The 20,730-nt window shown below is 71.3% G+C and carries 21 protein-coding genes; 9 read left to right on the top strand and 12 right to left on the bottom strand.

Annotation, left to right across the window (positions count from 1 at the left end):
* Positions 1 to 136 precede the first annotated feature (136 nt).
* Together HHX37_RS00105 and HHX37_RS00100 are read left to right on the top strand one after the other, a co-directional pair.
* A complete protein-coding gene (locus tag HHX37_RS00105; RefSeq protein ID WP_182884115.1) occupies positions 137 to 1,519 on the top strand; it encodes a PP2C family protein-serine/threonine phosphatase in 1,383 nt (460 codons plus the stop codon).
* Between the two features lie 7 nt (positions 1,520 to 1,526).
* Entirely contained in the window at positions 1,527 to 1,886 is a 360-nt protein-coding gene (locus HHX37_RS00100) for an STAS domain-containing protein (protein ID WP_220499505.1), read from the top strand.
* Between the two features lie 39 nt (positions 1,887 to 1,925).
* On the opposite strand, the gene HHX37_RS00095 is transcribed toward HHX37_RS00100, so the two are convergent.
* The 4 genes from HHX37_RS00095 to HHX37_RS00080 all read right to left on the bottom strand — a co-directional run bounded on the left by HHX37_RS00095 (position 1,926) and on the right by HHX37_RS00080 (position 3,814).
* On the bottom strand, positions 1,926 to 2,276 hold the full coding sequence (locus HHX37_RS00095; RefSeq protein WP_111697667.1) for a hypothetical protein: 351 nt from the start codon (positions 2,274 to 2,276) through the stop codon (positions 1,926 to 1,928).
* A 169-nt stretch (positions 2,277 to 2,445) separates the two neighbouring features.
* Positions 2,446 to 2,841, bottom strand: a complete 396-nt coding sequence (locus HHX37_RS00090) for a hypothetical protein (protein WP_182882466.1) — start codon at positions 2,839 to 2,841, stop codon at positions 2,446 to 2,448.
* A 93-nt stretch (positions 2,842 to 2,934) separates the two neighbouring features.
* Positions 2,935 to 3,342: a hypothetical protein gene (locus tag HHX37_RS00085; protein ID WP_182884114.1), complete on the bottom strand. Its 408-nt coding sequence runs from the start codon at positions 3,340 to 3,342 to the stop codon at positions 2,935 to 2,937.
* A complete protein-coding gene (locus HHX37_RS00080; RefSeq protein WP_182884113.1) occupies positions 3,335 to 3,814 on the bottom strand; it encodes a hypothetical protein in 480 nt (159 codons plus the stop codon). The genes HHX37_RS00085 and HHX37_RS00080 overlap by 8 nt, the downstream gene beginning before the upstream one ends.
* Positions 3,815 to 3,976: 162 nt before the next feature.
* Here HHX37_RS00080 and HHX37_RS00075 point away from each other — a divergent pair, with 162 nt between their 5' ends.
* Positions 3,977 to 5,446, top strand: a complete 1,470-nt coding sequence (locus HHX37_RS00075; RefSeq protein ID WP_182884112.1) for an AAA family ATPase — start codon at positions 3,977 to 3,979, stop codon at positions 5,444 to 5,446.
* A 13-nt stretch (positions 5,447 to 5,459) separates the two neighbouring features.
* Here HHX37_RS00075 and HHX37_RS00070 read toward each other — a convergent pair whose 3' ends face one another.
* Genes HHX37_RS00070 through HHX37_RS00060 form a run of 3 tightly spaced genes read right to left on the bottom strand, consistent with a single transcriptional unit; the run spans position 5,460 to position 8,604 of the window.
* Complete coding sequence (locus HHX37_RS00070; protein WP_182873134.1) at positions 5,460 to 6,362, bottom strand: carbohydrate ABC transporter permease; 903 nt, start codon at positions 6,360 to 6,362, stop codon at positions 5,460 to 5,462.
* A 2-nt stretch (positions 6,363 to 6,364) separates the two neighbouring features.
* On the bottom strand, positions 6,365 to 7,285 hold the full coding sequence (locus HHX37_RS00065; RefSeq protein WP_111701151.1) for a carbohydrate ABC transporter permease: 921 nt from the start codon (positions 7,283 to 7,285) through the stop codon (positions 6,365 to 6,367).
* Between the two features lie 2 nt (positions 7,286 to 7,287).
* The gene (locus HHX37_RS00060; RefSeq protein ID WP_220499504.1) at positions 7,288 to 8,604 is read right to left on the bottom strand and encodes an extracellular solute-binding protein; all 1,317 of its coding nucleotides are present in this window, start codon (positions 8,602 to 8,604) and stop codon (positions 7,288 to 7,290) included.
* A 395-nt stretch (positions 8,605 to 8,999) separates the two neighbouring features.
* Here HHX37_RS00060 and HHX37_RS00055 point away from each other — a divergent pair, with 395 nt between their 5' ends.
* The 4 genes from HHX37_RS00055 (at position 9,000) to HHX37_RS00040 (ending at position 14,746) form a co-directional block, all read left to right on the top strand.
* Positions 9,000 to 11,453 carry a glycoside hydrolase family 3 N-terminal domain-containing protein gene (locus HHX37_RS00055; RefSeq protein ID WP_182884111.1) on the top strand — a complete coding sequence of 818 codons (2,454 nt, stop codon included), beginning with the start codon at positions 9,000 to 9,002 and terminating at the stop codon, positions 11,451 to 11,453.
* Complete coding sequence (locus tag HHX37_RS00050; protein WP_182873130.1) at positions 11,437 to 12,513, top strand: LacI family DNA-binding transcriptional regulator; 1,077 nt, start codon at positions 11,437 to 11,439, stop codon at positions 12,511 to 12,513. The genes HHX37_RS00055 and HHX37_RS00050 overlap by 17 nt, the downstream gene beginning before the upstream one ends.
* A 150-nt stretch (positions 12,514 to 12,663) precedes the next feature.
* Positions 12,664 to 13,641: an AraC family transcriptional regulator gene (locus HHX37_RS00045; RefSeq protein ID WP_182884110.1), complete on the top strand. Its 978-nt coding sequence runs from the start codon at positions 12,664 to 12,666 to the stop codon at positions 13,639 to 13,641.
* A gap of 124 nt (positions 13,642 to 13,765) precedes the next feature.
* Positions 13,766 to 14,746 carry an AraC family transcriptional regulator gene (locus tag HHX37_RS00040; protein ID WP_182884109.1) on the top strand — a complete coding sequence of 327 codons (981 nt, stop codon included), beginning with the start codon at positions 13,766 to 13,768 and terminating at the stop codon, positions 14,744 to 14,746.
* Between the two features lie 19 nt (positions 14,747 to 14,765).
* On the opposite strand, the gene HHX37_RS00035 is transcribed toward HHX37_RS00040, so the two are convergent.
* Entirely contained in the window at positions 14,766 to 15,191 is a 426-nt protein-coding gene (locus tag HHX37_RS00035) for an ATP-binding protein (RefSeq protein ID WP_220502519.1), read from the bottom strand.
* Positions 15,192 to 15,494: 303 nt separating this feature from the next.
* Here HHX37_RS00035 and HHX37_RS00030 point away from each other — a divergent pair, with 303 nt between their 5' ends.
* On the top strand, positions 15,495 to 16,472 hold the full coding sequence (locus HHX37_RS00030) for an AraC family transcriptional regulator (RefSeq protein WP_182882459.1): 978 nt from the start codon (positions 15,495 to 15,497) through the stop codon (positions 16,470 to 16,472).
* Here HHX37_RS00030 and HHX37_RS00025 read toward each other — a convergent pair.
* Entirely contained in the window at positions 16,424 to 16,912 is a 489-nt protein-coding gene (locus HHX37_RS00025; RefSeq protein WP_220499502.1) for an ATP-binding protein, read from the bottom strand. The two genes, HHX37_RS00030 and HHX37_RS00025, sit on opposite strands and share 49 nt — an antisense overlap.
* Positions 16,913 to 17,237: 325 nt before the next feature.
* Between HHX37_RS00025 and HHX37_RS00020 the strand changes: the two genes are divergently transcribed.
* On the top strand, positions 17,238 to 17,876 hold the full coding sequence (locus tag HHX37_RS00020) for a response regulator (RefSeq protein ID WP_111701144.1): 639 nt from the start codon (positions 17,238 to 17,240) through the stop codon (positions 17,874 to 17,876).
* A 33-nt stretch (positions 17,877 to 17,909) separates the two neighbouring features.
* Here the strand turns inward: HHX37_RS00020 and HHX37_RS00015 are convergent, their stop codons facing one another.
* The 3 genes from HHX37_RS00015 to HHX37_RS00005 all read right to left on the bottom strand — a co-directional run bounded on the left by HHX37_RS00015 (position 17,910) and on the right by HHX37_RS00005 (position 20,724).
* Positions 17,910 to 19,688, bottom strand: coding sequence for a GAF domain-containing protein (locus tag HHX37_RS00015; protein WP_182884108.1), 1,779 nt, complete (start codon positions 19,686 to 19,688; stop codon positions 17,910 to 17,912).
* A 77-nt stretch (positions 19,689 to 19,765) separates the two neighbouring features.
* Positions 19,766 to 20,338: a hypothetical protein gene (locus HHX37_RS00010; protein WP_182884107.1), complete on the bottom strand. Its 573-nt coding sequence runs from the start codon at positions 20,336 to 20,338 to the stop codon at positions 19,766 to 19,768.
* A gap of 263 nt (positions 20,339 to 20,601) precedes the next feature.
* Positions 20,602 to 20,724: an RICIN domain-containing protein gene (locus HHX37_RS00005; protein WP_310740265.1), complete on the bottom strand. Its 123-nt coding sequence runs from the start codon at positions 20,722 to 20,724 to the stop codon at positions 20,602 to 20,604.
* Positions 20,725 to 20,730 lie beyond the last annotated feature (6 nt).

The following is a 20,730-nucleotide window of genomic DNA, read 5'->3' as shown; positions in this document are numbered from 1 at the left end:
GCCGCCGCGGGCCGGCCCGGGTGTCGTGCCGCCCTGTCGGGCGAGTCCGGCAGGTCAGGGAAGGAACAGTTCAATGGTTCCGTAGGATAGGGCAAACGTTTCACGGGTGACGCGGGCCCCCTAAGTACGCGCCCCGGTGGCAAGGAAGGAGCCCGAGGTCAGCACGGTCGAGGAAGCGCCCGGCAGGCCCACGGCGGCGGACTCCGACGAGGAGGCGCGCCGGCAGGAGGCCGTGCGTCGCTACGCGGCCCTGGAGACCGCGTCAGGCGGCGCGTTCGACCGGGTGGCCGCCCTGGCCGCGAGGATCTTCCACGCGCCCTTCGCCACGGTGACGATCGTCGGGGACGACCGCGTCCGGGTGATCGCCGCGCACGGCCCGCCCGCGCGCCCCGCGATCTTCCGGTCCCCGGTCGTGGAGTCCCCGGTCGTCGAGTCACTGTGCGCCGCGGCCGTACGGCACGACGGCCCGCACGCCGTCTCCGACGCCCGGCTGCACCCGGGGGCCGCCGGCGATCCGGCGGTGCGCGGCGAGCCGGGGATCAGGTTCCACGCGGCGGCGCCGATCGTGACGCCCGAAGGTGAGCCGCTGGGCAGCGTCAACGTCATGGACACCCGTCCGCGCGAGGCCGGCGAGGAGGAGCTCGCCTGCCTGCGGGACCTGGCCGGCCTCGTGATGGACGAGCTTCAGGTGCGGCTGGTCACGCAGCGCACGGTGGAGATCGAACGGCAGCTCCGCGCGGGCGCGGAACGGCTGGCCCGCACCTTGCAGCGGACCCTGCTGCCGCCCGCGCTGCCCCGGGTGCCGGGCCTGCGCGCGGCCGCCGCCTACCACCCCGTGTCCGCCGACGAGGTCGGCGGCGACTTCTACGACCTGTTCCCCCTCGACGGAGACCGGTGGGGGTTCTTCCTCGGCGACGTCTGCGGCAAGGGCGCCGGCGCGGCCTCCCTCACCTCACTGGTCCGCTACACCCTGCGCGCCGCGGCGGTGTACGACGCCGATCCGCACGCCGTGCTGGCCAATCTCGACGCGGTGCTGCAGCAGGAGCACGCGGGCGGCGACATGCCGGCGCCGTACTGCACCGCGGTCTTCGGGGTCCTGCAACCCGACGGCGACGGGTTCGGCGTCACGCTCGCCACCGGGGGCCATCCCCCGGCGCTCGCGGTGCGGGCCGACGGGGTGGTCGAACCCATCCACCCGGCCGGCGGGCAACTGATCGGCATCCTGCGCAACCCGCACTTCGCCCAGGTCAGCGCGCGTCTGAACGCCGGGGACGCGTTGCTCCTCTACACCGACGGCCTTACCGAGGCCCGCACCGAGACCGGCTCTATGCTCGACGAGGACGGCCTGACCGCCTACCTCGCCGCGGCCGGGCCGACGAGCGCCGACGCACTGCTGGACACGGTGCACGACCTGATCACCGACCTGGGCGAGGGAGTGTCCGACGACGCCGCGGTCCTCGCCCTGTCCGTCCCGCCCGCCACCCGATCATCGTTCTCCGGGAGCCAAGGTGCAGCATGATCACGGCTTGACCGTCACCCTTCAACCGGGCAGCGCGGAACCACGCGTGCTGGTCGTGGCCGGCGACCTGGACCACCACACCACCCCCCGGCTGCGCGCGGCCCTGGAGGAGGTGACCTTCGGCCCCGGCGCCGACCTGGTCATCGACCTGTCCAGCCTGACCTTCTGCGACTCGACGGGCATCGCCACGCTGGTGGCCGCCCACCAGCGCGCGCACGACGCCGGTGGCGCCCTGCTCCTGGCGGGCCTGGAGCAGGACATCGCCCGGGTCTTCCACATCATGGGCCTGGACCAGCTGCTCGCGTTCTACGACTCCCCGGAGGAGGCCGTACGCGCCGTGAAGGACCGGCGGGAGTCGACGACGTGACGTGGCGGTGACCACCGCGGTGTGGTCGGAGGCCCGCGTTCAGGAGGCGTCGGCGCCGATGACGACCGTGAGGCTCTGCCTGATGGAGCAGTTCGCGACCCGGCGGCAGAAGCCGTCCTCCACGTTGCTCGCGCCACCGGCGGTGCTGGCTCTGGTGTGCTGGTGACCACGAAGGTGGGAGGGGCTGTCCAGGAACACGACGTTCCGGTCGCGGGTGCCGTTCCCGATCGAGGACGGGCCTCGTCCTCCCGGAGGGTCCTCCGCGGCCCGGCCGGCCGCCGCCGCGGGGACGGCGAGGAGGGCCTGCGTGATGGCCGCACCGGAGAGCAGCCCCGCGAGGAGCGGGACGCGCCGGCGCCCGCCGCGCGCTCCGCGGTATGAAAGAGCCATTCGCCACCGTCCTGTACACGCCATCCCGATCCGGGTCGCGCACAGCGTATTCTCGGCGGTGGTCCGGCGGATTTCCCGGCGCGCCTCTTGTCATATTCTTGCCCACCGCGAACAGGCGGCTGATATTCACGGCGGGAACGGGCCGGAAACCGAGGCGGGCAAGGCCCGCTCAGTGCCCTCCCACATTCACGTTTCCCCGGGTGGTGGGGAAACTCGTGTTGCTGCCGTGGATGCGCTGCGGGATGCCGCAGCCGGGTCGGCGCCGGCAGTTGGCGGCCTGTGTGTTGACCGACGCGTCCACGCCCGCGACGACCTGCTGGACGCCGAAGGCGTTCCGCTGGCTGCCGGCCACCAGGTAGGCGCGGTTGTTCAGGCCGTTGTTGACCACCCAGCGCGTGCGCGAGGCGTTGGCGTCACCCCCGCCGCCGCCCCAGCCCCGGCCCGGCGCCGCGGCGGCGCTGCCCGGCGAGAGCGCGACGCCCGCGGTCGCGACCGCCAGCGCGCCCAGCGCCAGCAGGCGTGCCGCCGGGCCGATGAGCGCGTTTCGCGCCGTGTGACGAGCCATTGTCTTCTACGCCCTCTCGGTGTCCGCATCCGGGTGGAATACACCGGGCATCTACCCCGTGGGGCCGCGCGCGTCACCGCCGCCGGGAAATGATTACCGCCGCATCGACCGCATGGCGGTCCTTTTGGCGTCATGCCGCCTCTGGGGAGAAATGTCCCCGGAATCCTGCTGGTTCGACGCCCATATTCTCTGGGCCGCCTCACAGCGGCGGAACCATCGCCGGCAGGCCGTGCTCTGGGAGTTGGAGACGCCGCCGACGCTGATCGTCTGCTGCTGGATGCCGCTGTTCTTCGCGCTGCCCACCACCAAGTGGCTGGTGTTGTCGATGCCGTTGCCCACCCGGATCAGGGCGCGGTTGCCGTTGCGGTCGCCGCCGTCGGCAGGGAACGCCGCCGCGTCCGCGGCGGGCGGCGCGACGGACCAGGCCGTCGTGATCGCCAGAACCGTCGTGATCGCCAGGGTCAGGGGGACGAGAACCCGCACGGCCGGCCGGTCACGCACGGCGTTCACCCTGCCGGGAACGATCGTGACGACCGGAACGCGCGGCGTCCGGCGACACGGAGGCGGACGCGCGCACCTTCTGCGTCAGCACGCAGTGGCGGCCGTGCGGCCGGCACAGGCCGCCCTGCACGGTGCTCACGCCGCCGATCCCCGCGGAGAACAGGTACAGGACGCCGCTGATGCGGCTGCTGCCGATCGTCACCATGTTCCGGTTGCCCGAGCCGTTGCCCACACGTACGGCCGAGTCGTTTCCGTTGCCGTCACCGGTCCCCGCGAGGTGACCGGTGGGCGGGCGGGACCGGGCGGAGGCGCCGGCCGCACCTGCGTCCGCCACCAGGAGCGCCACCAGGGCGAACATCAGGGCCGTCATCAGGGCCGGCGCGAGCGCGATCGACGCCGCCGCCGCGGCGGGCTGTACTACGGCACGGCGCGAGGACGCGTGAAGGCTGTCGGAGGTGGGAGTGATCGGCATCGATATGCCTCTACCCCGCGGCCCGGTCTCCCTCCCGGCTCCCGCCGAACCCGGGCCCGATGATTGCCGCCCCTTGGCAGGACCTCCGAGCCCGAATTATAGCTGGGACTATGATAGTTACAGCTATCATTGTCAGCTATGCCATCGAGACGAGGGGGGTCCTTGCTCCGGAAGCCGGAACGCTTGTACGGCCGGGACGTCGAGTGGGAGAACCTCGTCGATTTCGTCGCATCTCCCGTAACCGGGGCGACTCTCGGGCTGGTCTACGGCCGCCGCCGTCAGGGCAAGACCCTCATGCTGGAGCTGCTGGCTCAGCAGACCGGAGGGTTCCTGTTCGGCGCGACGCAACAGACCGAGGCGCAGAACCTCGCCGACCTCGGGGCGGCCTATGCCGCGCATCGGGGTCTTCGCCAACCCGTCGTCTTCCGTACGTGGCGCGAGGCGCTCGACGAACTGCTCCGGCTCGGTGAGGACGCGGCCACTCCGCTGATCATCGACGAGTTTCCCTATCTGGTCTCCGCGACGCCCGCGCTGCCCTCCTATCTCCAGCAGGCGCTCAGCCCGTTGAGCCACGCCAAGCAGCACACCCGGACCCGGATGATTCTGTGCGGCAGCGCGTTGACGACCATGTCACAGTTGCTCGCGGGCGGTGCGCCCCTGCGTGGACGGGCGGGCATGGAGCTGGTGGTGCGCCCCTTCAGGTATCGCGAGGCCGCGGCCTTCTGGGGTGCCGATCATGATCCGGAATTGGCGTTCCGGCTGCACGCGCTGCTCGGGGGGACTCCCGCCTACCTGGAGATGAGCGGGGGGTCGGGGCCGGCGCGGACCGCCGAGTTCGACCACTGGGTTCAGCGGCGCCTGTTGAACCCCGCCTCCGCGATGTTCCGTGAGGGCGCCCTGCTCCTGCGGGAAGAGCCGGCGATCGCCGATCCGACCTCGTACGCGGCGACGCTGAGCGCGATCAGTGCCGGCAACCATCGGCGCTCGGAGATCGCGGCGGCGCTGGGACGTCCCAGCAGCTCTCTCGCCCATCTGCTGGCCGGCCTGCAGGACATCGGGCTGATCGAACAGATCGACGACGCCCTGCGCGGCAAGCGCAGCGTCTTCCGCATCAGCGAGCCGGTCGTGCGCCTGCACCAGCTTCTCATCCGGCGCCATGAGGCCGAACTGGTCGCGGGTCGTGCCGATCGTGTCTGGGAGGCCAACGCGGACACCGTCGCCTCCCGTATCTACGGCGCGCACTTCGAGGACCTCGCTCGGCAGTGGTGCTTCGAGCACGCCTCACGTGACACGCTCGGCGGCGTCGCGAGCATGGTGCGCCCGACGGAACTGCCGTGCCGCGAGCACCGCCGGGGGCACGAACTCGACGTCGTCGTCACGGAGACCACGTCGTTCGCCGCCGACCGGATCACCGCGATCGGGGAGGCCAAGAGCACCGAGGCGCCGGTCGACGTCCCTCAGCTGGAACGCCTGGAGCATCTGCGCGGGCTGCTGCCGGCGGGGAGGGTCGGGGCCCTCCCGAAGCTACTCCTCTTCGCCCGGTCCGGGTTCTCGGCGGAGCTGGTGCGCCTCGCCGGCAGACGGCCCGACGTGGAACTCGTCCACCTGGGCCGTCTGTACGGCGGAGACTGAGGGGCCCCGGGGCCTACTTGCCGAAACCGGCGGTCAGACCGCTGAGCAGCTGACGGCGCCCGACGGTGTAGAGGACCAGGATCGGCACGATGGTCAGCACCACGGAGGCGAGCACGGCGGGCACGTTCACGCCGTACGGCCCGCCCTGGAACGCCGCCAGTCCCAGCGGCAGGGTGCGCTTGTCGGGGCTCTGGGTGAGGATCAGCGGCAGCAGGAACCCGTTCCAGACGTTCAGCGCGTTGTAGATCGAGACCGTCACCACGGCCGGCCGGGTCAGCGGGAAGGCCAGGCGCCACAGTGTCATCCACTCGGTCGCGCCGTCCATCCTCATCGACTCGAAGAGCTCCTTGGGCACGTCCCGGATGAAGTTGGAGAGCACCAGCACCGACAGCGGGATCGCGAAGGCGATCGACGGCAGGACCAGCGCGGTCAGCGAGTCGTAGAGGCTCAGCTTGATGATCAATAGGTAGATCGGGATGACGGTCGCCTGCAGCGGGATGGCCAGGCCCATCAGGAAGAGCGAGTTCACCCCGCGGAGGAACCGGCTGGCGGTGCCGCTCCGGACGATCGCGTACGCCGCCATGAACGAGAACAGGACCGACGGGATCACCGTGCCGACGGCGACGAGGAGGCTGTTCAGGAAGTACAGCGGGAAGTCCATCTCGATGACGAGCCGGTAGTTGTCCAGCGTCGGATCGGAGGGCGGCAGCAGCGGGTTGGTCACGTAGTAGTTGCTCTGCGTCTTGAAACTGGTGATCACGATCCAGTAGATCGGGATGATCACCACGGCCAGCCACAGCCAGCCGATGAGCCCGCCCAGCCAGTTGGGGCGCTGGCTGGGCGTTGCGGGGCGGCGTCCGCGCGAGTGGGCCGCGGTGGGGCGCTTCGCCGCCGCCGGCGTGTGGGTCGCGGTCACGGTCAGGCCCCTTCGAGCTGGCTGGCGTTGGGGTCGCGGCCGCCGAGCCGGCGCAGCAGCAGCGCCAGGGCGAGGCCGACGAGAACGAGGATGACGCCGATCACGCAGGCCGCTCCCATGAGGTTGGCCTGGAAGCCGCGCTTGTACATGTCCAGGGCGAGCGCGCGGGTCGCGTCGGAGGGACCGCCCTCGGTCAGCACGAAGATCAGGTCGAAGAAGGTCAGCGAGCCGACGATCATCAACGTGGAGGACGTGATGATCGTGTACTTGAGCTGCGGCAGGGTGATGTTGAAGAACATGCGGACCCGTCCCGCGCCGTCCAGCTCCGCGGCCTCGTACAGCGAGCGCGGGATCTGCCGTACGCCGCCCTGGTAGAGCAGCGAGTGGAACGGGATGAACTGCCACGACACCACGAAGATCACGACGCCGAGGGCGAGGCCGGGCTCGCCGAGCCAGTCCTGGGTGAGCAGGTCGATGTGCAGCCCCGCGCCGAGCCCGAAGTTGGGGTCGAGCAGCGCCTTGTAGGTGATCGCGATGGCCGCCGAGCTGAGCAGCAGCGGGATGAAGTACAGCACCGCGAGCAGCTCGCGGTAGCGCTGGTGTCCCGCGAGGAACACCCCGATCAGGATGCTGGCCGGGGTCTGGACCGCCCAGGAGAGCGCCGTGATCAGGAACGTCACCCACAGCGCGTGCGGCAGGCCGGGGTCGGAGAGCACGGACTGCCAGCTCTCCAGCCCGGTCAGCTGGATCGTGCCGAGCGTGTCCCAGGACGTGAAGCTGAGCAGCAGCACCCCGATCAGCGGAATCACCGCGAAGGCCACGAAGGCCAGCAGGGCCGGAAGTGCCAGCCACGGCAGGACGCCGCCGCCGCGCGCCTTGGGCGCGACGGCGGACGACGTCCGTCCGGTGGTAGTCGCGGACATCGTCACTTGCCGATGACCGCGTTCATGTTCGTCGCGAACTGCTGCGGAGAGATCGACAGCTGGAACAGCTTGGCGATGTTGTCCAGCAGCACCTCGGCCGCGGTCGGGCTGAGCGCCTGGTCCCAGGACTGGGCGAACACCTTGGCCTTGCTCGCGACGCCGTAGATGAAGTTCAGGAACTCCGCGTCCTTGGAACCGGTGAACAGCTTGTCGGAGCCGTTGACGATCGGCACGCCGCCGGTGCCGACCCATTCCTTCTGCTCGGCTTCGTCGAGGACTCCGGAGGCGAAGAACTTCTTCGCGATCTCCTTCTGCTCGGGCGTCGCCTTGGAGGAGATCGACAGGTACTGGCCGGGGTTGCCGACGGTGTCGCTCGGGTCGCCCTTGCCGCCGTCGATCGGCGGGAAGTTCATGAAGCCGAGGCCGCCGCTGGGGACGAAGTCGCCGCCCTGCGCCTGCTGGATGCCGTACGACCAGCTGCCGTGCAGCATCATCGCGGCCTTGCCGGTGTAGAGCAGCGCCTGGTCGGCGTTGGAGTCGGCGGTGATCGAGGAGAAGCCCTTGATGAACCCGTTGGCCTTGATGAGCTCCTGCATCTTGGTCAGGGCCTCGATGGACGCGGGGTTGTTCCAGGCGTCCTTCTCGCCGTCGAAGACGGCCTGGAACACCTCGGAGCCGCCGGTGCGGTCGAAGAGGAACTCCAGCCACATCATGTTCGTCCAGCGGGACTGGCCGCCCAGCGAGAACGGCGCGATGCCCTGGGCGTTGAACTTCTTCACCAGGTCCAGGATGTCGCCGTACGACTGCGGCGGCTGCACCCCGACCTTCTCGAAGACCTTCTTGTTGTAGAACAGGACGATCGGCTGCACCGTCTCGCACGGCATCGCGTAGATCTTGCCGTCGATCGTCGCGGCGCCGAAGGCGCCGGGGAACAGCCGGTCCTTCACTGCGGCGTTCTGCTCGAACCACGGGGTGAGGTCCTCGACCTGGCCGGCCTGCACGTAGCTGCGCAGACCGCCGCCGCCCCAGCCCCAGATGATGGTGGGCGCCTGGCCCGCGCCGATCGCGGTCTTGATCTTCGTCTTGTACGCGTCGTTCTGGATGACGTTGAAATCGATCTGACCGTTGGGGTTGGCCTGGTTGAACCGCTTCACGGCCGCGGTCCGGGGCGCCTCACCGGGCGGGCCCGAGAGGAACCAGTAGCTGGCCTTGGCCCCGCCCCCGTTTCCGCCCGCGGCGGCGCCGCTCGCGGCACCGCCGCTCGGGGCCGGGCCGGACGTGCCGCAGGCCGCCAGCGCGGCGCCCAGGGGAAGGCCCATCGAGAGGGAAAGGAAGGCACGGCGAGATGTAGACCTGGACTCCACGCTGTTCTCCGTACGTCGCATGCCGAGGCTGAGCGCGGCTCGCCGAACATCGGATGCGGTGGCCGGCGAACTGGATCAACACCGTGATCAGCACCGTGGGCGCCTCCGCCCCATTCCTCCTTGAAGTCAGCCCGTCGAAACATTTCGACACAAGCCGCGTGGCACGCCAATTTAGATAGGCGGTACCAGCGTGTCAAGGCTCCTCTCACACGCTCGGCACAGCCGGGTTAGCCGTGTGTAGAGTACTTTCGCATGGGCGTCTAGCTGGTGATCTCGTGAAACATCTGTGTTTCAGGCGAATCCGCTGCCAGACCTCGAAATGTTTCGAAACTCTTTCTTGAGGAGAGCAGATGACGGCGCTCGATCGGACCCCCGCGACGGACCGGATCCTCCGGCCGTGGCAGGACCCCGCGCTTCCCGTGGCCGACCGGGTGGAGGCCCTCCTCGAGGAGATGACTCTGGAGGAGAAGATCGGCCAGCTCGGCAGCCGGTGGATCGGCAACGACATGCAGGACGAGCAGATCGCCGAGTCACAGGACGACACCGGCACGCACAACGTGGCGCCCATGCAGGACGTGTTCGCCGCCGCGGGGACGGTGCCGTTCGAGGAGTCGGTGCGCCACGGCCTCGGGCATCTGACCCGGGTGTTCGGCAGCACCCCGGTGAGCGCGGCGGAGGGAGCCGCGGAGGTGGTGCGGCTGCAGCACGAGGTGGTGAAGCACTCCCGGCTGGGCATTCCGGCGCTGGTGCACGAGGAGTGCCTGACCGGCTTCACCACCTACGGCGCGACGGTCTACCCGACGGCCATCGCCTGGGGCGCGACCTTCGACCCCGGCCTGGTGGAGCGGATGGCCGCGGCCATCGGGCGGGACATGCGCGCCGTGGGCGTCCACCAGGGCCTTTCGCCCGTGCTCGACGTGGTGCGCGACTACCGCTGGGGCCGGGTCGAGGAGACCCTGGGCGAGGACCCGTACCTCGTCGCGATGCTCGGCTCGGCGTACGTGCGCGGCCTGGAGAAGGCGGGGGTCATCGCCACACTCAAGCACTTCGCCGGATACTCCGCGTCCCGGGCGGCCCGCAACCACGGCCCGGTGCCGATGGGCCGGCGCGAGCTGATGGACATGATCCTGCCGACGTTCGAGACCGCGATCGCGGAGGGCGGCGCGCGCTCGGTCATGAACTCCTACTGCGACCTGGACGGCGTTCCCTCCGTCGCCGACCCGTGGCTGCTGACCGAGGTGCTGCGCGAGGAGTGGGGGTTCACCGGGACCGTCGTCTCCGACTACTGGTCGGTCGCGTTCCTGGCCACGATGCACCAGGTCGCGGCGGACGCGGAGGACGCCGGCGTGCAGGCGCTGACCGCCGGGATCGACGTCGAGCTGCCCGACACGCTCGGTTTCGGCCAGCACCTGGCCGACCGGGTGCGACGGGGCGAACTGCCCGAGGCCCTCATCGACCGGGCCGCGCGCCGGCTGCTCACCCAGAAGATCGAGCTCGGCCTGCTCGACCCCGACTGGACGCCGGAGCAGTCGGTGGCCGGGGCGGAGTCGGTGGACCTGGACTCGGCGCACAACCGGGAGCTGGCCAGGGAGCTGGCCGAGCGGTCCGTCGTCCTGCTCGACGCGGGCGAGGCGCTGCCGCTGCTCGGCGAGGGCCGCCCCGAGCTGAGGCGGGTGGCGGTGGTCGGCCCCTGCGCCGACGACCCGCGCACGTTCATGGGTTGCTACTCCTTCCCGAACCACGTGCTGCCCCGCTACCCCGGGCTCGGGCTCGGCATCGAGGCGCGCGGCCTGCTCGACGCGCTGCGGGCCGAGCTGCCGGACGCCGAGATCGTCCACGAGCGGGGCTGCGACTGGCGGGACGCGGACCGCTCCGGCTTCGCGGACGCGCTGCGGGCGGCCCGCGAGTCCGACCTGTGCGTGGCCGTCGTCGGCGACCTCGCCGGGCTGTTCGGGCAGGGGACCTCGGGCGAGGGCTGCGACGCCGACGACCTGCGGCTGCCCGGCGTGCAGGAGGACCTGCTGATCGAACTCGCCGCCACCGGCACGCCGGTCGTCGTGGTGGTCGTCTCGGGCCGGCCGTACGCGCTGGGGGACGTGCGCGACAAGGCCGCCGCGCTCGTCCAGGCGTTCATGCCCGGGCAGGAGGGCGGGGCGGCGGTCGCGGGCGTCCTGTCCGGACGGGTGCAGCCCTGCGGGAAGCTGCCGGTGCAGATCCCCCGCAGCCACGGAGGCCAGCCCGGCACCTACCTCCAGCCGCCGCTCGGCGCCGAAGACCACGGCATCAGCAACCTCGACCCGAGCCCCCTGTTCCCGTTCGGCTACGGCGCCTCCTACACCACCTTCGAGGTCGGCGACCTGGAGATCAGCGAGACCGAGGTGCCCACGGACGGCGAGTTCACCGTGTCGGTGCGCGTGCGCAACACCGGCCCGCGGGCGGGCGAGGAGGTCGTCCAGCTCTACCTGCACGACGTGCTCGCCCAGGTCACCCGTCCGGTGCGGCAGCTCACCGGGTTCGCCAGGGTCCGGCTGGAGCCCGGCGAGAGCGCGCGGGCGACCTTCACCGTCCACACCGACCGGACCGCCTTCACCGGACGCGACCTGCGGCGGGTGGTCGAGCCCGGGGACGTCGACGTCCTCGTCGGCACGTCGGCGTCGGACCTGCCCTGCCGGGGCCGCGTACGGCTGACCGGCCCGCTCCGCCACGTCGGCAGTGACCGCCGGTTGGTCACCCCCGTGGAAGTGAGCCCGGCGCCGGGGTCCGGCGCCACGCGACAGGGAGGATCAGATGGCGGCCGGTCGTAGACGGGCCACGCTGGCGACGGTCGCGGCCTCGGCGGGTGTGTCGGTCGCGACCGTGTCGAAGGTGCTGAACGGCCGCAGCGACGTCGCCCCGGCGACGCGTGCCCTGGTGCTGTCGCTGCTCGCGCAGCACGACTACGTCGCGCCGCCGCAGCGCCGGGGCGAGCCGGCCGCGTCCGACACGGTCGAGGTGGAGTTCGACGACGACCTCAACCCGTACTCGACCGAGATCGTCCAGGGGGCGGTGGAGGCTGGGGCCGAGCTCGACGCGTCGATCGTGGTGAGCATCCGGCGCTCCGCCGACCGCACCGGGGGGTGGGCGCGGGGGCTGGTCGCGGCCGGGCGGCGGGCGCTGGTCGCCGTCACCGGTGAGCTGACCGGGGGGCAGCTCGGCGCCCTGTCCCGGGCGCGGCTGCCCCTCGTGGTGATCGATCCGCTGAACCTCCCGAGGACCCGGGTGACCAGCGTCGGCTCCACGAACTTCGCCGGTGGCCTGGCCGCCACCCAGCACCTGCTCGGGCTGGGCCACCGGCGCGTCGCCCACCTCGGCGGCCCGGCCACCGCGGCCTGCACGCAGGCCAGGCTGCACGGCTACCGGGCCGCGATGGAGGCGGCGGGCGTCCCCGTACCTCCCGGGTACGTGCGGACGGCGCACTTCCACTACCAGGACGGGGTCGAGGGCGGCGCGGCGCTGTTCGATCTCCCCGAACCACCCACGGCGATCTTCGCCGGGTGCGACGAGATCGCGCTCGGGGTGCTGGAGGCCGCCAGGGCGCGCGGGCTGCGGGTGCCGGAAGACCTCAGCATCGTGGGATTCGACGACACCCAGATCGCCCGGATGGCCTCGCCGCCCCTTACGACCGTACGCCAGCCGCTCCGGGAGATGGGCGCCGTCGCGGTGCGTACGGCGCTCCGCCTGGCGGCGGGGGAGCGGATCGAGTCGCACCACGTCGAGCTCGCCACCGAACTGGTGGTGCGCGGCTCGACCGCCCCCGTCACGACCGGGGACCCCACGACGGATGCTTCGGCGGCCACCCGGGTGGACGCGGCCGCCCGCGGCTGAACCGGACGGCCGCGGGGCGCCGGGGGTACGGCAGGCGCTCCGGGACGGATCGTACGCGCCTCACCAGGGCGAACGTAGGCTGAGACAGAAGGCCCACCCGGGGGGATTGGGTCGCCCCTCGGGCCACGTGACCGCTGGGGGGAGGCGGACATGTCCGATCAGCGGATGCCGCTCGCCGCGCACTGGCGGCTGCACACGCACGACGCCGACGAGGCCCGGGTGCGGATCGGGGAGGTCGTCGGCGCGCACGAGCTGCGACCCATGAGGGCCGGCGCCCGGCTCGACGTCCGGTTGCAAGGAGTCCAGTTCGGCGATTTCGGGTTGTACGTCCTCGGCTACGGAGCGGAGGTTTCGATCACGCCGCCCGTCGCGGACGACTCCCTCTTCGTCGAGATCCCGTGTGCCGGAACGGCCGAGGTGTGCCACGGCCGGGAGACGATCCGATCCACGCCCGAGCTCGCCGCCGTGCTGTCGGCTCACCCCAGGTCCATGCGGTGGGGGGCCGGGAACACGCAGTGCATCGTGCACTTCGACCGGCCGGCGCTCGAAGCTCACCTCGGCAGGCTGATCGGGCGGCGTCCGGATCGGCCGCTCACCTTCTCCCTGGGGATGGACCTGACGCGGCCCCCGGCCCGTTCCTGGTGGTCGGTGGTCGAGCTCCTCCGCGACGAGGCCGAGGCCGGTGGCGCCATGCTGGAGGAGCCGCTCGTCGTCAGGCAGTTCGAGGGGCTGCTGATGACGCAGCTTCTGATGGCCCAGCCAAGCAACTACATCGACGAGTTGTGCGGTGGGCAGCGGAGGGTCGCGCCGCCCACGGTGAAGCGGGCAGTACGGCTGATCGAGGAGCACGCGGGCGAACCGCTCACGGTGGAGGACATCGCCGAGGCCGTGGGGGTGAGCGCGCGGGCGTTGCAGGAGGGGTTCCGGCGCCATCTGGACAAGACGCCGATGGGTTACCTGCGTGAGGTGCGCCTCGACCGGGTGCGGGCCGAGCTCACGGTCACCGATCGGGTCACCGTGACCGTCACCGACGTCGCGTACCGGTGGGGGTTCGCCCATCTCGGCCGGTTCTCGTCGGTTTACCGGCAGCGGTTCGGGGAGTCGCCCTCCGAGACCCTCCGGCGCTGACCCGGCCCGGGCGGGGCCGGGGGTACACGACCTGACCAGGGCGAACGTAGGCTGGGACGGACCGTCCGGGGGGACGCGCCACGTCCGCGCGTTCCGGTTCGCGTGACCGCTGGGGGAGGCGGAGATGTCCGATCGGCCGCTACCGTTCGCGGCGCATCAACGGGTGTGCACCCGGGACGTCGACGAGGCCGAGGCCAGAGTCGGGGAGGCCCTCGGCCGCTACGCGGTGCGTCCCGTGGAGTCCGGCGCTCACATCGACGCCTGCATGACCGGGATCGAGTTCGGCGAGGTCGGTCTGTACTGCCTCCACTACGGCACGGAGGTGTTGATCACCCCCCAGATGGTCGACACTCATCTCCTCGTCGAGGTGCCGCTCATCGGCACCGCCGCGATGTCCCACGGGCCCGAACGGATCGTGTCGACGCCAGGGCTCGCCTGCGTGCTGTCGCTCACCCGGCCCATGTCCGTGCGATGGTCGGCCGGCCACTGCGGGCTGTTCACCCGGTTCGACCGCAGGGCACTCGAAGACCAGCTCGGCAGGCTGATCGGGCGGCGGCCGGACCGTCCGCTCACTTTCTCCCTGGGGATGGACCTGACGCGGGCCCCAGCCCGTTCCTGGCGGTCCGTGGTCGAGCTCCTCCGCAGAGAGGCCGAGACCGGTGGCGGAATGCTGGAGCAGCCGCTCGTCGCCAGGCAGCTGGAGGGGCTGCTGATGACGCAGCTCCTGATGGCCCAGCCGAGCAACTACATCGACGAGTTGCGCAACGGGCATGGGAGGGTCGCGCCGCCCACCGTGAAACGGGCCGTACGGCTGATCGAGGAGCACGCGGCCGAGCCGCTCACCGTGGAGGACATCGCCGAGGCTGTGGGAGTGAGCGCGCGGGCGTTGCAGGAGGGGTTCCGGCGTCACCTGGAGAAGACGCCGATGGGTTACCTGCGGGAGGTGCGCCTCGACCGCGCGCGGGCCGAGCTGGCGGTCACCGATCCGGTCACCGCGACCGTCACCGATGTCGCGTATCGCTGGGGGTTCGCCCATCTCGGCCGGTTCTCGCTGGCCTACCGGCAGCGGTTCGGAGAGTCCCCCTCCGAGACCCTCCGGCGCTGACCCTGCCGCCCCCATCGGATCAGCAGGCGGGCAGTTCCGCCCAGTAGGTGGCGGAGTCAGGCCCGACGTCGGCGCCGTGACGGAGCGCCAGCGCCTCGACGACGTCGGTGCCGCGTCCGCGCTCGTCCGAAGCGGGCGCGCTGCCCGGCCACACGGGAGCCGCTCCCGAGTCGCCGACCTCGACGCGTACGACGCCTCCGTACAGAAAGAGCCGCAGCTCGGCCGGTGGCAGGGCGTGCAGCACCGCGTTCGTGACCAGCTCCGAGATCACGAGTACGGCCTCTTCCGCAATGGCCTCGGGCAGGCCCCACTCCGCCAGCACGTCGCGGGCCCGGCGGCGCACCACACCGACCACCTGGAAGGAGTGGGACACCGGATATGTGTAGACAGCCGTGGCCGCTGCGGCCCCGGCGACGTCGGCACGTTCCATAACCTGTACGTTCATCGTCTCGTGCTCCCTGATCACCAGTGGGCTGGACCCGTTCGGAGAGCCCTGCCGTGACCCCTTCCGATGAGGCGTCCAGCTGGTAAGAGCGTCCATATCCCCACGTTATGTGGGTGGGTCAACGTGTGCTATCCCAAAGACGAGGCATGACGTCCACATTACGAACCCCCTGTCCTCCACCAAGCCGCGTCAAGGCCGATCTTGCGCAATTGTGCCTTCTACCAGCGGGAACGTAGGCTGGATGGGTGTCCACGCAGAGGACGCGCCTCGCCCTGATCGCGTGACCGCCGACGGGAGGGGGACATGCCCGATCAGCCGCCGGCGCTCACCGCGTATCCACGGCTGCGCACACATGACGTGGAGGAGGCCCAGGCCAAGTTCACGGAGGTGCTCAGCGGGCACCAGGTGCGCATCATGAACACCGGTGCCCACGTCGACGCCTGGCTGAAAGGGTTCCGGCTGGAGAGCGTCGGCCTCCTCAGCTTCAGTTATGGGACGGAGGTGCTGGTCACCCCCGAACTGCTGGACACGCAGCTCTTCGTCGCAATCCCGCTCACCGGCCACCTGGAGGTGTCCCAGGGCCGGGAGCTGGTCGAATGCTCCCCCCGCGTCGCCGCCGTGGAGGCGATCAGGGAGCCCACGTCCATACTGTGGGCCGAGGGCTCGCAGTTGATCGTCAGGTTCGGCCGTCCGGCGATCGAGACCCACCTCGGCCGGCTGCTGGGGCGGCGACCAGAGGCGCCGCTCACCTTCTCTCTCGGCATGGACCTGACGCGGCCCCCCGTCCGTTCCTGGCGGTCGGTGGTCGAGTTCCTCCGCGACGAGGCCGAGGCCGGCGGTGGCATGCTGGAGCAGCCGCTCGTCGTCAGGCAGCTGGAAGGGCTGTTGATGACGCAGCTTCTGATGGCGCAGCCGAGCAACTACATCGACGAGTTACGCGGTGGGCATCGCAGGGTCGCGCCGCCGACCGTGAAGCGGGCCGTGAGCCTGATCGAGGAGCACGCGGCCGAGGCGCTCACGGTGGAGGACATCGCCGAGGCCGTGGGGGTGAGCGCGCGGGCGCTGCAGGAGGGGTTCCGGCGTCATCTGGAGAAGACGCCGACGAGTTTCCTGCGGGAGGTCCGCCTCGATCGGGTACACGCCGAGCTGGCGGCCCGCAACCCGTACACGGCCACGGTCACCGATGTCGCGTATCGCTGGGGGTTCGCCCATCTCGGCCGGTTCTCGTCGGTCTACCGGCAGCGGTTCGGGGAGTCGCCCTCCGAGACCCTGCAGCACTGAAGCCGGCTCGTGAGCCGCACCGAGGGCCGTGCCCGCAGCTCCACCCAGTGGGTGACGGACTTCGGCCGGACGTCGGCGCCGTACCCGACCGCGAGCGCTTCGATGACCACGCCGCCGTGTCCGCCCGCGGGCGTGCCGCCGGACCGCGCGGGTGCCGTCCCCGAGTCCGCGACCTCGATCCGTACGACGTCCTCCAGCAGGAGGAGCCGCAACTCGGCCGGGGGAAGAGCGTGGAGCACGGCGTTCGTGACCAGCTCGGAGACCACGAGCAGGGCCTCGTCCACGGTGTTCTCCGGCAGTCCCCATGCTCTGAGCAGGCCGTGCGCGCGGTGCCGTACGGCGGCGACCGCCTGCGGCATGTGGGGCACCGGACAGGTGTACACAGCCGTGGGCGCTGCGGCCCCGGCGGCGTAGGCACGGTTCATGAGCTGTGCGTTCATCGTGTCGTCGTGCTCCTCGGCCGGCGGCCGGCGGGACTCTTCACGGAGCGGACCCGCGGCCGGAGGTTCTGTGCGTCGTCACTGGTCGGTCGGGGTGCGCGGGGAAGTTTCCCCTCGCCCACCTCCGCGGCCGCCCCGCCGGGACGCCCCTGACGGGCGGTCATCGGGCTGGTGGAAGCGGCCATGTCTGAACGTTATGTGTGTCGGGCCGAGCGGGCTATCCCGAAGACGAGGCGTGGTATCCCCAGGACGAACCGCCGCTTCTCGCCTCACCGGCCGGGCCCGCGCTCGGCCGATCGGGCTCTGAGGGCTTAGCGTATGAGTCATGATTCGCGTGTTCCTGGTGGACGACCACGAGGTGGTACGGCGCGGCGTGGCGGCGCTTCTGGAGGCCGAGGACGACATCGAGGTCATCGGCGAGGCGGGGACGGCGGAGTCGGCCGTGGCCCGCATTCCGGCCCTGCGGCCCGACGTCGCGGTGCTGGACGTGCGCCTGCCTGATGGCAACGGCGTGGACGTCTGCCGGGAGGTGCGCTCGAAGGTGCCCGGCCTGGCCTGCCTGATGCTGACCTCCTTCGCCGACGACGAGGCGCTGTTCAACGCGGTGATGGCCGGCGCTGCCGGTTACGTGCTCAAGCAGATCCACGGCTCCGACCTGGTCGGCGCGGTGCGGACGGTGGCCGCCGGGCAGTCGCTGCTCGACCCGCAGACCACGGCCGCGATGCTGCACCGGCTGCGTGACCAGGCCACCAGGAAGGACCCGCTGGCCGCCCTGTCGGACCAGGAGCGCCAGATCCTGGAACTGATCGGCGAGGGCCTGACCAACCGGCAGATCGGCGAGCGGATGTTCCTGGCCGAGAAGACGGTCAAGAACTACGTGTCGAACCTGCTCGGCAAGCTCGACATGCAGCGCCGCACCCAGGCCGCCGCCCTGGCCGCCCGCCTCAAGGCCGAACACGACTAGATCGGCTCGGCCACCGCCGCCCGGCGCCGGTCATCAGCTCAGGGGAATGGTCCATTCCAGGCGGGTGCCGCCGCCGGGTGGCGCGGTGAGGGCGAAGGACCCGCCGAGCCGTTCGGCGCGGTCGGCGAGGTTGCGCAGGCCACTGCGGCGGCCCTCGGCGGAGACGCCGACGCCGTTGTCCTCCACCACGAGCGTCAGCCGCTCGCCGGTGGCGTCGAGGGTGACGTCGGCACGCGAGGCCCTGGCGTGGCGGACGATGTTCGACAGGGCCTCGCGCAGCACGGCGAGCAGGTGTTCGGCCGCCTGCGCAGGCACCCGGCTGTCGAGATGGCCCTCCAGGCTCAGGCCCGGCATGAAGCCCAGGTGCCCCCGGGCGCTCTCGACCAGGTCCACCACCTGGGCCCGCAGGCTGGGAGAGCTGTCCTCGCGCGGCGTCTGCAGGGCGAAGATGGTCGAGCGGATCTGCCGGATGGTGGTGTCCAGTTCGTCGATCGCGGTCTGGAGGCGGGAGGAGGCCTCGGGGCGTTCGACCAGCCGCACCGTGCTCATCAGCGTCATCGCGACGGCGAACAGCCGCTGGATGACCACGTCGTGCAGGTCCTTGGCGATGCGGTCGCGATCTTCCAGCAGGCCGAGCCGCTCGGCGTCCCTGCGGGTGTCGGCGAGCTCCAGCGCGACGGCCGCCTGCCCGGCGAAGGCGTGCAGCATGCGCAGCTCCGACCGGCTGAAGGGCATCCGCCCGGCGCGCTTCACCAGGGCGAGCACGCCGCGGACCGCGCCGGGCGCGCCGAGCGGCACCGCCGCCACCGGCCCCACGGGAGCGTCGATCTCCCAGGCGAGCGTCTCCTCGTCCGCGCCGTCGTCGTCGAGCATCAGCGGCTCGCCGCTGAGGAAGGCCCGCCCGGCCAGCGAGCCCGTGATCGGCACCCGCCCGTCGTACGCGGAGCCGGCCGGGCCGGCCTGGTCTCCCCGCTCCTTCCCGTCGGCGGGGTCGCGGGGATCGCCGTCGGGGTCGGCCGGGTCCGCGGAACCGGTGCGCTCCAGGGCCAGGTGCAGGGAGTCGCTGCCGGCGCGGGGCAGCAGGATCGCGACGCCGTCGGCGGCGCTCATCTGGTGGGCCCGGTGCGCGATGAGGGTGAGCACCTCCTGCGGCTCGGCGCCGGAGAGCAGACGGGTGGTGATCTCGGCGGACGCCTGCAGCCAGGTCTCCCGGCGGCGGCTCTCCTCGTACAGGCGGGCGTTCTCGATGGCCACTCCGGCGGCGGTGGCCAGGGCGACCACGATCGCCTCGTCGTCCTCGTCGAACTGCCCGCCGCCGCGCTTCTCGGTCAGGTAGAGGTTGCCGAACACCTCGTCGCGGACGCGGATCGGCACCCCGAGGAAGCCGCCCATCGGCGGATGGCCGGGTGGGAAGCCGTACGACTCGGGGTGCTGGGAGATGTCGGCCAGGCGCAGCGTCCGCGGTTGCTTGATCAACAGGCCGAGCAGGCCGAGACCGTGCGGCCAGTGCTCGATCCGGGCGATCTCCTCCTCGCTCAGCCCGACGGGGACGAACTGCACCAGGGTGTTGTCCTCGCCGATCACGCCCATCGCGCCGTAGGTGGCGTCCACAAGAGTGGCGGCGGTGGCCACGATGCGGCGCAGCACGATCTCCAGGTCGAGGTCGCTGCCGATCGAGACCACCGCCTCCAGCAGCGCGTGAACGCGGTCGCGGGTGGCCAGCACCGCTTCGAGGCGTGACTGCAACTCGGCCAGCAGGTCGTCCAGTCGCATGCTCGGAATCAGCGACCGGGACAGCTCGTGGTCGGTCATAGGGGGCAGTCTCGCATCGAGGACATGCCGATGCCCACTCCCAGGGGGCGGGGAGTGGGCACCGGAGCCGGAGAGTCTCACCTGAGGATCGGGAAGCGGCGCACGAGCGGGGTGGCGGCCCACCGTCCGCCGAGGCCGAACGTCTCGCCGGCCCGGGTCAGCGCCAGGCCCGCGAGGACGATCGCGTAGACGATGTGCTCGTCCATGAAGGGGTTGGTGGTCAGCGGGAGTTCGGCGGCCCACATCATCAGCAGGAGGAGCCCGCCGGTGGTGGCGGCGACGCGCATGCCCACGCCGAGGACGAGGGCGGTGCCGATGCCGGCGAGGCCGGTCATGAACAGCCAGTCGACCCAGGCCTGGCCGGCGAGGGCGCCGAACAGGCCGCCGAAGGTCCTGTCGGCGGTGCCCTTCAGGAAGCCGGTGGTCGGGCTGCCGCCGTTGATCCACGCCTTGGCGGCGGGGGTGGCGAAGCCCCAGCCGAACAGCTTGTCGAGGAAGGCCCACAGGAACACCCAGCCGACGGCGACGCGGGCGGCGGCCCAGACGTACCTGGCCGGGTCAGTGCCGGTCGTCGTGCCGGTCGTCTGGGGAGCGGGGGGAGCGGCGGGAAGGAGGGGGGCCTTCTGGTGCCGCGCTTCGGTGATGGCCATGACCGGCCCCTTTCGACTGCGGTGGTCGTGTTCTTTACGTTCCAAGAACACCGCATCACCGCATCGGCGGCGCAGAGCCGTACGGCACCCTCCGGTCACTCCGAAGTCCCGTGGTCGCGGGACCTTCGGCCCTCCCGGAACATGCGCAGGGCCGCGCGGGATCGGGGGGTGACCAATCCACCCCGGTCCCGCGCGGCCCCGCAGCGCACTCTCGACGTGCGTCTACCCAAGGGGTCCGACGTCATGCACGAGGGCGTTCTTCGTCATCTGCTCCAGGTCCACTTCTGGTTGGTGCCGCCGTGGCAGGAGTAGAGCTGGAGCTTGGTGCCGTTGGCGGTGGCGGCTCCGGCGGCGTCGATGCACAGGCCGGACTGGACGCCGGTGATGCTGCC

Source organism: Microbispora sp. H10885 (assembly GCF_014161415.1).
GTDB lineage: Bacteria > Actinomycetota > Actinomycetes > Streptosporangiales > Streptosporangiaceae > Microbispora > Microbispora triticiradicis.
This window is presented reverse-complemented; position numbering and strand designations above follow the sequence as displayed.